Origin of the sequence: Achromobacter dolens, assembly GCF_902859745.1 — a bacterium.
Classification (GTDB): domain Bacteria; phylum Pseudomonadota; class Gammaproteobacteria; order Burkholderiales; family Burkholderiaceae_B; genus Achromobacter; species Achromobacter dolens.
Map to the genome: position 1 here is coordinate 36932 of NZ_CADIJW010000006.1, position 13759 is coordinate 50690.

Sequence of the window (13759 nt, forward strand, 5' to 3'; positions counted from 1 at the left end):
AACATGTCCCAGCAACAGCGTTTCAAGGCTGCCGTGATTCAGGCGGCTTCCATTCCGACAGACAGCATTGCCAGCGCGCAAAAGGCGGCGTCATTGATCCGTCAGGCGGCGCAGCGGGGAGCGCGGGTGTTGGTGTTTCCCGAAGCCTTCCTGGGAGGGTATCCCAAGGGAAATTCCTTCGGCGCCCCTATCGGCATGCGCAAGCCCGAAGGCCGCGATGCCTATTCCCGGTATCACAGCCAGGCTATCCGTCTGGACGGCGAGGAAGTCGCGCTGGTGGCGCAGGCCGCGGCGGACACCGACAGTGTCGTGGTGATGGGCTGCATCGAGGCCGATGGCGGCACACTGTACTGCACGGTGCTGTATTTCAACGGCCGTGAAGGCCTGGCGGGCAAGCACCGCAAGTTGATGCCCACCGCCGGCGAACGCCTGATCTGGGGGTTCGGCGACGGCTCGACCTTGCCCGTCCTGGACACTCCGTTCGGCAAGGTCGGCGCCGTCATCTGCTGGGAAAACTACATGCCGATGCTGCGCATGTACATGTACAGCCAGGGCGTGGCGCTGTACTGCGCCCCGACCGCGGATGATCGCGATTCCTGGATTCCCAGCATGCGCCACATCGCACTGGAGGGGCGCTGCTATGTCCTGACCGCATGCCAGCACCTGCGTCGCAACGCTTATCCCGAGGACTTCGAGTGTGCGCTGGGCGACGCGCCCGACACCGTGCTGATGCGTGGCGGCAGCGCCATCATCGATCCTCTGGGCGAAGTGGTGGCGGGGCCGGATTTCGATGCCGAGACCATCCTGTACGCCGACATCGATCCCAATCAGATCCTGCGCGGCAAATACGACTTCGACGTGGCGGGCCATTACGCGCGTCCCGACGTGTTCCAGTTGCATGTCGATGTCGGCGAAAAGCGTGCGGTTTCCAGTCATTGCGCCGTTCGCCAACAGGAGGCCTGATTCATGCATTTCGACTTCAGCGCGCTGCCGGCGCAGACGGTCTATAACGTGCTGACATCCACCGTCACCCCGCGCCCGATCGCCTGGTTGACGACGCTGTCCGGCCAGGGAGTGGTAAACGCGGCGCCATTCAGCTTCTTCAATGTCATGGGCCATCAGCCGCCGACCGTCGCGATCGGCTTGATGCGTCATTCCAGCGGTGAACTGAAGGACTCCAGCGCCAACATCATCGAAAACGGCGAGTTCGTGGTGAACCTTGTGCCCGAGCCGCTGATCGAGCAGATGAATCAGACTTGCGCGGACTATCCGGCCGACGTCGATGAGCTGGCCGCGGCCGGGCTGACGGCCAGGCCCGCGCGAAGCGTGGCGCCTCCCTTGATAGACGGCTGCCCGGTGGCGCTCGAATGCATCAGTCAGGCAACGATCGTCACGGGGCCTCGCCAGCTGGTGGTGATTGGCCGGGTGTTGGGTGCTCATGTGTCCGATGCCTATGTGCTGGACGCACAGCGAGGGCACGTGGATACCCCGGCGATGGGGCTGGTCGCGCGCATGCATGGCGGCGGCTGGTACGCTCGTAGTACTGACCGCTTTCAGTTGACGCGGCCGTCCTCTCCTTGATTGGCTCCGCGGAACCTGCGGGTCAGGCAAACCCATGCGTCGGGCTGGCGCTACCTGAAAAACACCGATTCGATCCTGTTCCGGCCGCGTTGCTTGGCGTAATACAGCGCGCGATCGCTGCGGCTGAGCGCCAGTTCCGCGTCGTCGTCGTGCGTATGCAGCGCGGAAATGCCGATGCTGACCGTCAGCGGAATGCGCTGTCCGCCCGTCAGATAGGGCGTATCCGCGATGCGGCGCTGTACGTCGTGGGCGAACAGGTGCGCGCTTTCGATGTCGGTGTCCGGCAGCACGACGGCGAATTCCTCGCCGCCAATACGGCCCACCAGGTCGATCTCGCGCAACTGGGCACGCAGCATGCGGGCGAAGTGCTGCAGCACGCCGTCGCCGATGGCGTGGCCCCAGGTGTCGTTGATGTGCTTGAAGTGGTCCAGGTCGCACATGAGCACCGCCGAACCGTGGCCGCCGTCGCTCTTGATACGCGCAAGCTCCGCGGCGATGCGCGACATGAAATGGCGGCGGTTCGGCAGGCTGGTCAGCGCGTCGGTGGCGGCGAGTTCGCGCAATTCCAGTTCAGCGCGCTTGCGGTCGGTGATGTCCGTGACGAAGCCGTGCCAGACCACGCCCCCGCCGGCCTCGCGGCTCGGGCTGGCGTCGCCCAGCCGCCACCGCACCCCCTGTCGCGGCAGGCAAACGCGGAACTCCAGGTGCCAGCGCGTGAGCGCGGCGGTCGCCTGCTGCAGCGATGCCCGGTAGGCGGGCAGGTCCTCGGGATGGACGCGCTGTTCGATCGCGGTGGCGCTGGCGCGCACGTCGTCGGCGGTCAGCTCGAACATGTCGCGGATGCCGGCGCTGACATACGAGAACCTCGCGCCGCCCTCGGTCACGGCCTGGCACTGAAAGACCAGGCCGGGCACGGCGTCGGTGAGGTTGACGACCAGGTCCGCCGTGAGCTTGAGCCGTTCCGCCAGGGCGCGCACCGCGCTGATGTCGGTGGTGGTGCCCATCATGCGCAGCGCCTTGCCGGCCTCGTCGCGACTGACCACCTTGCCCCGGCTGCAGATCCACTTGTAGCTGCCATCCTTGCAGCGGATGCGGTGCTCGACCTCGTAGCTTTCGGTCTTGCCGTCGAAATGGTCCTGCATGGCGGCTTGCACGAAACCCAGGTCGTCCGGGTGCAGGCGCTGGTAGGCGTCTTCGATGCGGGTCGTGAGTTCGGACTCGGAATAGCCCAGCAAGGCCTTCCAGCCGGGCGAATAGGTGATCTCGCCGGTCACCACGTTGCGGTCCCACACTCCCGTGCCGCTACCGGCGATGGCCAGCGACAACTTCCTGGCTTCCTCCCGCCAGGCGATTTCGTCGGCGCGCTCGCGCGATGGGGGGGCGATAGCGGTCGCCGCGAGGTCCGCCAGGTCTTGCAGGGTCCGGCTGTCTTCATCCGTGAAAGCGCGTGCCTGTCCGTGCAGCAGGCGCACGCTACCCAGCAGGCGTCCGTCGGCGGCTCGGATAGGGGATTGCATGGACCATGGCTGCGGCGAAGCGGGGGGCGTGCCGGCCATCGCCTCGCATGCGCCCGCGGCGTCGGCGCGGGCAACGATCGCCGTGTCGACATTGAACAGTCGCCGCGCCAGGCGCGCCAGCCGCTCCAGGGCGCCGTCGGACCCGCCATGGCCGCTGCCCACGCCCTCGCCAGGAGGTCGGGTTGGAGGCGGATCGCCGATAACGGGCATTTCAGGACCTGATCAATACGGGGTTCGGCGGTACAGCCGGGACGCGGGTGCCCGATATTCTGTCACGTTCCTCGCGAAAATTGCATCACTTTGGCAGTGATTCGGGGCGCGTCATGAGACTTTCTGGCCGAGACTACCCGGCCGAGGCGCGCTGGCGCGTCAACGCCGATCCGGCCTCCCAGTGCATTTGCCCATGCTTTCCGGCATTGAAATTCTGGATTGCCAGGACGATCTCCGCCTGAGAATTCATCACAAACGGCCTCGATCGGCGTGAAAGTACGGACCGGAGACCGTTCTGGCTTCGATTCCGTTAGCCCTGTTCCCGCCGAAATTCTCGACGCACATGCTGATCGAAGACGCGTTCAAGGCCGCCAATGTGCAATTGCCGATAGCGGCGGAAACGGATAGCACGGAGTCGCTCCTGGCGGTCTCCGGGGATGGGCAGCTTGGGACATCGTTCCTGAAACGGCGGCGACGGGCTTCGGGCGCGGCAATTTCGTCCCTATCACGCAGCCGGAATTGTTTCGACAACTCCGCTTGCCGTGGCCGAAGGGAGCAGGGGGGACTCGCGCCGCGACGACTTTCGCCTGGATGCTCAAGGAGATATCCATGGCAGTGAGAAAGGGCCAGAACGTGTGAGCGTGGACGGATTGTTGCCCTGGTCGCCGACACGGATGCTGTTTAGAACCGCCTCTCCAGCATCAGGCTGACCTCGGTCCGGTCCCGCGCATACATGGGCAGATTGCTGGTGATCTTGAGGTAACTGAGGTTCAGCTTCGGCTCCATCCCGGCTATCTTGAGGTCCGGCCTCCAGACCGAGGCGTCCACGCGCAGTTCATGATCGCGCCGCCGCTGGTTCAGGAACAGGGCGTAGGGCGCCTCATACGCCTGGCGGCCATAGCGGGCGCTCAAGCGCGTGCCCAACATTTGCCCAAAGGTCTTGACCACGCCCAGCTGCGCCCAGGGAAAGCGATAGGTGTATTCGCCCGCCGCCACCGCCTCGCGCTGCAGCCCGACGCTGGCGTAAGCCAACAGCGCTGGCGAGAACACGCGGATGGCCGTCAGCGACAGCACGTCCAGATGGCCGTCATAGGCGGCATAGGCCCGATCGTCATAGCCGCGCTTGAGCCACAGCCAGGCCCCCATCAACTGCCACCCCGGCGTTGGCCGCCACCCGTACTCCAGGCTCAAGCCGCGGTTGTGGCTATAGCGCCGGCTGCCCATCCAGCTGCGGCCCGCCTGGGGCGTCGCGGCAAACCAGCGCGTGGCATCCTGCCACTTGTAGCCGCCGCGCAAGGTCAGGGAGCGGTCGCTGTAGTCGCGTTGCACGCGATACGCGGTGCCGTCGATATCCGCGCCCAGCGTGTAGTAGTGATGCCCGCCGAGATTGCGTTCGACATTGGCGCTGCTGCTGTATTTCAACCCCCAATCCGCCTTGGGCAACGCGTCGCGGCCCTTCGCGAACGGCACCCATACGGGACCTTGCCGTGTCGCGACCGGCAGGTACAGCATTGGGTCGCGGTTGGCCGAATTGACGTTGTTGCTGTAGACCGTGCCCGCGCCCAGGCGGAAATTCCAGCGGCGCTGCTGCGCCAATGCCTGACGGTAACGCATGACGCTGCGCTGCGCCGCCGGCTCCAGCGACCCCAGCCGCAGGTCGGCCAGCTCGGCGTCGGACTGCGCGAATTGGCGATCCTCCATCAGCATGGTGGCCAGTTCCAGCCGTACGTAGCCCAGGTCGGGATGCTGCGCCACCAGTTGGCGGTACAACGCGATGGCCTCGGCCAGCCGCCCGTCGTGGCGCAGCAGCGCGCCATGCACGTAGTCGCGCAGGATCGGATCGACGCCGGCCATCCAGGGGTAGAAGCGCATCACCCGACGCAGGGTGCTCCAGTCCTCTTGCAACATCGCCTGGTTGAGGATGCGTTCGGTCAGCTTGAGGTCGTCGGCCAGGTCCTGGTCGGTCAGTTCGACGGGGGGCTGGGCTGGTTGGGTGGGCTGGCGGTGCGTGATGGCGGGCGTGGGGCGAGGGGGAGGGGGGAGCGTCGGGGTGTCCGGCTCCAGGGGGCGGACGGGAGCGGGCAGGACGGCGGGTGACGGCGTGGCGGGTTGGGCCTGGAGCGTAAGCGGGTAGCCCGTGACCAACAGGCTGATGACGATTGCCGTGAACAGTGAATGACGGCGAGAGGGGTTGGACCAGAGAGGGTGCGGCACGGGTCTTCCGGATGCGGCGGCTTGAATAGGCAAAAGGACTGCAGGGGAATCCCTGCAGTCCGTGATGGGAGCGATCGCAATTCAATGGCGGCCAATATCAAATAGCAGTCCGATTTGGGTCGCTATCTATTTGATGTTGAAGAGATATTGCTCCGACCTTCTGGTAGCGATTACTGTTTTGCGCCGATGACCGCGACGGAGCCGACGCGGTCAGGCAGACCGTTGATGGCGCCTGCGATTTCCGCGCCGTTGGGGCCAAAGAGCGTCAGGTCATATTCCGGTTTCGCTACGAGACCACCGATTTCCTTCCACGCGTCGGGATTGCTGACGTCGTTCGTGGTGATAGTCACGTCTCCGGCGAAGACCAGACCGTTGCCGGTCGCATCCAAAGCCGTCGGATCCAGCTTGCCGTTATTGATGTTGAAGACAATGTCCTTGCCGGTCGAGGATATCTTGGCAGGAATCTTGATCTCGTCCAACGAGAATGACCCCTGGCCCGTGGCGGAGCTGGGGCCCGTTACCGTGACCTGGTAATCGAACATGCCACGCGGGAAGTTCGAGAAGGTCACACCGGCGTAGTTGTAGGTGCCATTTACCAGCGTATCCGGCGCGGTCTGCTCGCCGACGATGCTCTTGACGAAGTGGCGGCCCACTGTGCCACGTGCAAGGTTGACCACCGCCGCCGAGTAGTTCTGGCGGTAGACGCGGTATACCACCGGAGACTTGACGCCGGCGGCCGCGGAATTGTCATTGGAGGTCAGGCTCAGATCATCGTTGCGACCTGTGCCTGCGGGGCCGTTCTTGCCGTACAGGGTGAAGGCTTGCAGGGAGTTCAGATCGAATACGTTGGAAATGCCTGTGCTGGCCTGAGTCGGAACGGCCGCGGAAGTGGAGGGACCGTAGGTCTGACCGTTGTAATTGAACGAGCCCTGGTAAACGACATTTGCTTGTTCTTCCAGGTTGCTGGGTTGGTCGAGGTCCAATTGGTTCCAGCCTGCGGAGGCGACGCCGGCGGATCCGGTCATCAGCAAGGCGGCGGAAAGTGAGGCGAGTTTGCGCATGGTCGTGTCCTTGAAAAGGGATGATGAACGATCCCCAGTGGCAACAAGGGTTGATTTTTGGGGACCTGGGTGAACCCGGCAGCCAGCGTTGTCGCCAGGACTGCGACCTGATCGGCTAGGATCCACACATCTAGGAGGACACGCGACCAGTGGTGAAAGTGCACGCCGTGTGCCAAACCCATGCAGCCTTTCGTCCGATTCGGTTATATGCGGCAGAGGACGGCTGCGCGTCGGATGATCCGGATACCTTCACAAGCGGTAGCTCAAGGTCAGCAACGCATTCCGTGGCGGTGCTGAATTAAAGGAGCGTTCATGCTGGTAGTAGACCTTGTCGAATATGTTGTTGACGTTCAGTTGCATGCTGAAGTGCCGGTCGATCTGGTAGCGCACCATTAGGTCGACGACGTAGTAGGCGTCCTGTCGCATCAGGTAGTCCTGCTTGCGGTGCTCTAAGTCCATGGGAATCCAGGCGGACTGTGTGCGGCTCTGCCAGCGCACGCCCGCGCCCATGGTCAGGCGTTTGACGCGATAGGTGGTGAACAACTTGAAGGATTGTTCGGGCGCGCGATAGCTGCCGGTCAGGTCGTCAACCGCCGAAAACATGATCTCCCCCTTGAATGGCGGCAGGACCTGTTTTTGTTTGACGTAGCCCACGGCGATATTCCAGTCTTTCGTGATAGCGCCGGTGGCATTGAATTCCCATCCATAGACGCGCCAGCCGTTGTTGTCAGTAGTCGGGGCGTTGGGGTCGTAGCTTTGAAAGGGAAAGTCCTTTTGTGTCATCCTGAAGTAGGATGCTGCGATATTGAGGCGTTCGTCGAAAAATGCGCCTTTGAGGCCTCCCTCCTCGGTGATCGAGCGCACCGGGGGGAGGTAATCGCCGGTAATGGCGTTGGTGCCACCGTTTGAACCGTTATAGACGGGGTCGCGCACGTAGGACGTTGTATAGCTGCCGTAGGCATTGATCTGCGGCGTCAGTTCGACGATCAGACCGCCATAGGGCAGGAACTTCGGGCGCATGGTGGGGTTGGTGGAATTGGGAAGGAAGTGGGTGGAGTTGCAGTGGTCGACTAGACAGTCGGTGTCGACATGGTCCGTCTCCACATCCTTGGCCCAACGCCCGCCCAGAATGAGATGAACGCGCGAAATCGGTCGCAAATGGCTGCTGAAGTAGTACCCGGTTTGCCGGCGCTTGGTGATATATCGTTCCCTGGCGCTGTACATGTCCCTGCGGGAGCCGGCCAACTCTGATTCCTCGGGAAGGCGAGCGGTCCAGCCTTTGATGGGAATTGCACCTATCGACGTGCGGTCCATGGGCGACCTCGGTGGGAGGCAAGAGCGATTGCGGCGGCCACATGACTCGAAAGCGAGTAGGGGGTATTCCGCCGTCCCGAAGGAATCATAGCCACCGTAGACCATGTGATTCACGTTATAGGCATTGGCGCCCACGACGAATTCCTGGTCTCGGCCGAATGCCTCAATACGGCCTTTCAGGTGAACATCCACGGCATTGACGATGTTCTCTTGATGGTCGCGTTTGGCAACGTAGCTGGCCAACCCCGCTTGGGGCACGTAATAGCGGGATCCCATTTCCCCGTACAACTGGTCGTCCATGTTGCTGGCATGGTTGTAGCTGGCCTTGAATGACCAGTCGTCGTTGAAAGCATGGTCCCAGGTGAGAAACAGATTGGTGTAATTACGATGGGTGTGTGACCAAGGGGTTGCGTTATTGAAGCCGCGCGAGACGCCTCTGGTTGGCAATACGCTGTCGCCTGGTGGCAGGTCGCGTATGCCCTCCGGTAGAAATTCTTTTTCTCCAGGCCGGAATCTGTTGTTTGACACTTCCGAATACCTCGCCAAGCCATGCGGCGAGGCCCCGTCCAGCTTGAAGTCGAATTGCGTCACGCCGGCGCTGATGCGGTTGTTCTCCGTCACATCCAATTGCCCGATCAGCGACACCGCGCCTCGATTGCTCTTGACCCGCTCGACCCAGTGATTACCCTTTTGCATGGCTGCCGCCAGCCGCACCCGGAACCGGTCGTTGACCGGCGTGGAGAGGTCCAGCTCGGCGCGGCGATTATTCCAGCTGCCGTATTTCAAATTCGCCGACAGGTGACGATCCAGGTAGGGATACTTGCGCACGAAGTTCAGGCTGGCCGACGCATCGCCTTCGCCGCCGGTCAGGCTGTTGGAGCCGCGGATCACATCGATGCGCTCGTACAGAAAGGAATCCTGCAGCCCGATGTTGCCGTTGGCGGAGCCGGACAGTATGTAGCTGCTGGCCATGACGCCATCCAGTTGCACCGAAGTGACCGGAAAAGTCCGTGAATAGACAGGTTGGTTCCCGGCGCCCGCCACGCCGGCGGTAATCAGTGTGATGCCTGGCGTCTGGTCCAGCACTTCACTGACCGTCAACAACCCCTGATCCTGAATCTGCTGCGCCGTGAACGTGGTGATGCTCTGCGGCGTTTCCTTTGGCGCCAGGTCTAGCTTGGTGGCGCTGGACGTGCTGCTGACGGTGTAGCCCCGGTTGGGCGCGTCGCCTTCGCGGTAGCCGCTGACGGTGACGGCGTTCAGCTGGGTCACATCGGTGGCGTCCTCGCCTGCCGCCTTCGGCAAGCCGCGCAGCATGTAGCGCCCCGGCGCACGCGCCACCGCTTCGAATCCGCTGCCTTGGAGGATGCGGCGGAAACCCGCCTCCACCTCAACACTTCCCCGCAACCCGGCGGATTCCTTTCCCGCAAGCAGCGAGGCGTCGAACGACAGGCTGACGTCGACCGCCTGCGCGTACTGGTTCAGCACCGTGGTCAGCGGACCGGCCGGGATGTCCACCTGCAAGGTGCTGGCGGCGAGGGCTGCCGAGGGCGTTTGCGCGTGGGCGGCGCGCAGCGGCGTGAAGGCGGCCAACAGGCATATGAGCGTGAGATTCAGCGTGAACTGGCGCGCGCCCGGCGCGGCAGGGTGCGAGGAGCGGCCAGGCGCGCAGGCCGGTGAAGTGGAGGGGTGATCGTGCATGGACATATCGCGGCATAGTGATTGAACGGGAAGCGAGGCCATGGCCGGAACCGGTTCGGTTCGCGTCCATGGCGAGCGCCATCGTCATTGAGGACACGCGACGTACTACGAAAGTGCAAATGCGATTTAAAAAAATACTTATGTGATCGCTTTTACGCTTGACCCGTGGCGTCGGGCACGAGGCCGCCGCCTGCGCCACCGCCCCGGCTACGCCCCTGGGCGCGCCAGCACCGTCACCCAGTAGCGCGTATGCCGCCGCACCTGCACAGGGAAACTGTCCGAGATTGCTTCCAGCGCCTCGTCGGTGTCCCGCAATGAGAAGACCCCGGAGACCTTCAGATCGGCCACCGCCGGATCGCACCGCAGAATGCCGGGCCGATAACGCGCCAGTTCGGCGACGACCTCGGCCAGTGGCCGATCCTCTACAACCAGACGGCCATGCAGCCAAGCCTGCGCATCCAAGGACGCGGCGCCCACCGGCCCCGCGCCGTCGGCATCGAACGACACCGCCTGACCGGCGCGCAGCAGCACCGCAGGGATGCGGATCGAAGGGTGATTCTGCGTCTGGCCAGGCAGGATGGTGGCCGAATGTTGCAACACCTGCACCCGCGTGTCGCGGGTATCCAGCCGCACCGTGAAGCGGGCCTCCTGCGGCAGGATGTCGCCATGCGGCGTGCTGACGACGAACGGGCGCGGCATGGCCCGCGAGGTCTGGTCCTGATGGACCTGCATCAGGATCTCGCCGGCACGCAGCACCACCCGACGCCGCGCGTCGCTGAAATCCAGCGTCACGCAGGTGGCGGTGTTTAGATAGAGCTGCGAGCCGTCGTCCAGTTGAAATTGGCGCAGCTCGCCGGTCGCGGTCTGCCAGATGTCCGACTCCCCTGACCGCATGACGCCATAGGTGCCGGTGGCCAGCAGGCCCATCCCCATCAACGACAGCAGGCTGCGGCGCTGCGCGCGCCGGCGCGCGGACGGGGTGAGCACGGCCGTGGCGACATTAGCCGGCACGCGGCTGAAGGCGCCCCGCATCTTCTGCAGTCGTTCCCAGGCCTGGCGATGCGTGGGGCTGGCGTCGAGCCAGGCCTGCCAGTCAACGCGATCGCGCGGCGTCGCGTCTTCGGCCATGAGGCAGGCAAACCAGCGGGCGGCTTCGTGTACGGCCGATTCCTCGGCGGACGACGGCGGGCGGGACTCGGCCATGCAACCTGCCGGGGGATCAGAAGGCCGCCAGGCAGCAGTGCGCCATGGCGCGCGCGATGTAGTTCTTCACCGTGCGCAGCGAGACATTCAGATTCACGGCGATCTGCGTGTAGGGCAACCCTTGGAACTGCGATAGCACCAGGGCCTGCCGCACCTTCGGGTCGAGGCCGTCGAGCATGCGATCGAACTCGAACAACGCCTCGCGCACCAGGGCCTGGGTTTCGAGGGAAGGCACCTGCTGATGCGGCAGGGAGGCCAGGACTTCGAGATAGGCGATTTCCAGCGCCTGCCGCCGGTAGAAATTGGCCACCAGCCGTCCGGCCACGGTAGCCAGATAGGCGCGCGGTTCGCGCAGGGGGGAGGTGTCGATGTGGAGGGGAGTGGCGGCGCACAGCACGCGGACGAAAGTGTCCTGGGTCAGATCGTCGGCGTCTTCGGCGCGGCGGACTTTAGTGCGAAGCCAGTTGCGCAGCCAACCGTGATGCTCGCGGTATAGGCCACCGACCTGGTGGGCGGTGGGGGCGAGGCACTTTTTCATGGTGGGGACGGCGGGGAGTGAAGTGCGAATGGGAAGTGTTTTGTTTTTATAGTCGATGGGGTAGGGGGATGGGCGGGGGGCTGGGGGAAATCGGGTTTGTCTGAGGTGGGAGGGCACCGTCGTGGCTGTCGGGGAAGTGCTTGGTCAGCTTAATGTGGGTCACTGATGTGATTTGGCGAGGACCGCTTCCGGCCAGGAAGAGTCACTCATTCTGGTGGACATTTCGACATTCGTGCGACAGCTGTACTTCATCCATGGACGTTCGACCATCGCGATGTGCGTTGCGTCATCCAATAGTCGTTTGGCATGCATGTTCGGGCCATCCCGCTTCAGGGGGTGGATACAATGCAACGCAGCGGGCATAGTATGCAATATCAACGCAAGCGCGCTGACGCCCAAGCCATTTCAAACCATATCCATAGGGAAAACATATGTCCGCGATCGTTCCGACAGCGCCTGCCAACGTTGAAATTTTCAACATCACGGTAAATCACTTCCACAATCAGGTAATCCCCGATGTTGAACGACTGGTGGCTGATCTGCGGGGGGAGCGAGACGCATTCGAACTGCGTCTCGAGCTGAAATCCTCACGCGAGGCGTTGCAGGAGAGTGCTGTCAAACTCAACATGCTATTCGGCAAGTTGCTGGACATCATCAAGCTGCGCGCTTTCGCTTCCGAATACGCGTACAGCGAGGCACTTCTCAATGCGATGCAATCTGGAGTGGCTTTGCTAGATATGTATGAGCGAGTCAGCGCCGAACACGTGGACTTTGGCGGTTTAATACGCGACCATCTTTCCAAGCATCTCGAGGCGTTTTATCGTGACTCCGAAGCCAGTAAGGTCATTAGCACTCAGTGGCTGGACGACGCAATGTTCTACGATTGGCTGATTGCGAATGAGCTCCTCGATGGACGACAACTAGGACGTTGGGGCGAATGGACGCCGCGCTTCAGCGCGGAGGACCTCAAAGCGTTTGAACTGGGGCAGACCGCGAATATCGCAAAGTCCGTCAAGGCAATCACTGCCGCGAACGGTGGGCGATGCTATATGCCAAACCCGCATCGGGACGGGGTGGTCCGTAACTATTTCGAGGCGCACAAGTTGCAACGGTCGCAGATCAAAGATATGGGGGCCGTGTCTGAGCAACAGAGGCTCGGGTAGCATCAGCGACCCTTACGACCTCGTCCGATGAACGTCCGCTACCTTCTTGACAAGAGGCATCAATACTTCGCTCGTTCCACGGTCGGCATTGGGTCGGAAGCTGGCATCCGCGCGGGGCAGCTTCCGGCCAAAGACGGGCTTGAGTCCGCGAGGGACGGGTTTTCAATCAAGGCGGGCCTATCCGCAATTTTGTGTGCGGGGCATATCATGAGGACTAAAGATCATGGATATGCCGATGAAGAAGAAACGCACAGCAGCCGCTCAGGCGGCGGATCGTAATGCCACTTTCACGTAACTCCATAGCCCAACAAAAAGCCGCGTTCCCCAACCCAGGAAACGCGGCCTCATCCAGCAGGACCGACCAGCTAACGCCGGTCCCGTCCTTTAATGCATCTGCCCATACTTCCCGGCATTGAAGTCCTGGATCGCCTCGACGATCTCCGCCTGCGAATTCATCACAAACGGCCCGTATCCCACCACTGGCTCGTCGATCGGCTCGCCGCTCAACACCAGGAAAACGGCGTCGTTGTTGGCTTCGACCGTGATCTCGTCGCCATCCTGCGAGAACAGCGTCAGTTGCGCGTCGCGCGCCACCGCTTCGCCGTTGACCAGCACCGTGCCGCGCAGCATCACCAGCATGCTGTTGCGGCCCGCCGGGATCGCGAAGGTCGCGGTCTTGCCGGCGGCCAGGCGCACGTCCCACACGTCGATCGGCGTGAAGGTGCGCGCCGGGCCGGTCTGGCCGCCGTAGCTGCCGGCGATGACGCGCAGCGAGCCGGCATCGCCAGGCAGCGACACCACCGGGATATCCGCGTTCAGCAGGCTCTGGTAGCCGGCCGGCGCCTTCTTGTCCTTGGCCGGCAGATTGACCCACAACTGCACCATCTCCAGCTCGCCGCCCTGGCGGGTGAACGCGGGGGAGTGGAACTCTTCATGCAGGATGCCCGAGGCGGCGGTCATCCACTGGACGTCGCCGGGCCCGATGACGCCGCCGTTGCCGGTGGAGTCGCGGTGCTCGACCTCGCCGCTGTAGACGATGGTCACGGTTTCGAAGCCGCGGTGCGGATGCTGGCCGACGCCGCGCGGTTGCGTGGCCGGCGCGAATTGCGCCGGGCCGGCGTAGTCCAGGAGCAGGAACGGGCTGACGTTCTTGCCCTTGTCGTTGTACGAGAACATCGAGCGCACCGGAAAGCCGTCGCCCACCCAGTGGGGACGCGGGCTGGCATGCACACCCAGAATCTTCTTCATGATCGTCAT

The 13759-nt window shown here is 63.1% G+C and carries 10 protein-coding genes; 3 read left to right on the forward strand and 7 right to left on the reverse strand.

Annotated elements, in window-relative coordinates; translation table 11 throughout:
* Positions 1-3: 3 nt before the first annotated feature.
* Complete coding sequence (locus HV783_RS07230; protein WP_054504016.1) at positions 4-963, forward strand: carbon-nitrogen hydrolase family protein; 960 nt, start codon at positions 4-6, stop codon at positions 961-963.
* A 3-nt stretch (positions 964-966) separates the two neighbouring features.
* On the forward strand, positions 967-1581 hold the full coding sequence (locus HV783_RS07235) for a flavin reductase family protein (protein ID WP_054504017.1): 615 nt from the start codon (positions 967-969) through the stop codon (positions 1579-1581).
* 50 nt (positions 1582-1631) lie between these two features.
* Here the strand turns inward: HV783_RS07235 and HV783_RS07240 are convergent, their stop codons facing one another.
* From HV783_RS07240 to HV783_RS07265, 6 genes are all read right to left on the reverse strand, one after another.
* On the reverse strand, positions 1632-3260 hold the full coding sequence (locus tag HV783_RS07240) for a sensor domain-containing diguanylate cyclase (RefSeq protein ID WP_254603839.1): 1629 nt from the start codon (positions 3258-3260) through the stop codon (positions 1632-1634).
* A 729-nt stretch (positions 3261-3989) separates the two neighbouring features.
* Entirely contained in the window at positions 3990-5522 is a 1533-nt protein-coding gene (locus HV783_RS07245; protein ID WP_254603840.1) for a surface lipoprotein assembly modifier, read from the reverse strand.
* Between the two features lie 170 nt (positions 5523-5692).
* Positions 5693-6583, reverse strand: a complete 891-nt coding sequence (locus HV783_RS07250; protein ID WP_064523586.1) for a hypothetical protein — start codon at positions 6581-6583, stop codon at positions 5693-5695.
* Positions 6584-6832: 249 nt separating this feature from the next.
* Entirely contained in the window at positions 6833-9598 is a 2766-nt protein-coding gene (locus HV783_RS07255; protein ID WP_254603841.1) for a TonB-dependent siderophore receptor, read from the reverse strand.
* A gap of 207 nt (positions 9599-9805) precedes the next feature.
* Positions 9806-10801: a FecR domain-containing protein gene (locus tag HV783_RS07260; protein WP_175188884.1), complete on the reverse strand. Its 996-nt coding sequence runs from the start codon at positions 10799-10801 to the stop codon at positions 9806-9808.
* A 16-nt stretch (positions 10802-10817) separates the two neighbouring features.
* Complete coding sequence (locus HV783_RS07265; RefSeq protein ID WP_175168090.1) at positions 10818-11339, reverse strand: sigma-70 family RNA polymerase sigma factor; 522 nt, start codon at positions 11337-11339, stop codon at positions 10818-10820.
* A gap of 431 nt (positions 11340-11770) precedes the next feature.
* Between HV783_RS07265 and HV783_RS07270 the strand changes: the two genes are divergently transcribed.
* Positions 11771-12502: a hypothetical protein gene (locus tag HV783_RS07270; RefSeq protein WP_026382211.1), complete on the forward strand. Its 732-nt coding sequence runs from the start codon at positions 11771-11773 to the stop codon at positions 12500-12502.
* A 384-nt stretch (positions 12503-12886) separates the two neighbouring features.
* Here HV783_RS07270 and HV783_RS07275 read toward each other — a convergent pair whose 3' ends face one another.
* Complete coding sequence (locus HV783_RS07275) at positions 12887-13750, reverse strand: pirin family protein (protein ID WP_049074729.1); 864 nt, start codon at positions 13748-13750, stop codon at positions 12887-12889.
* Between the last annotated feature and the right edge of the window lie 9 nt (positions 13751-13759).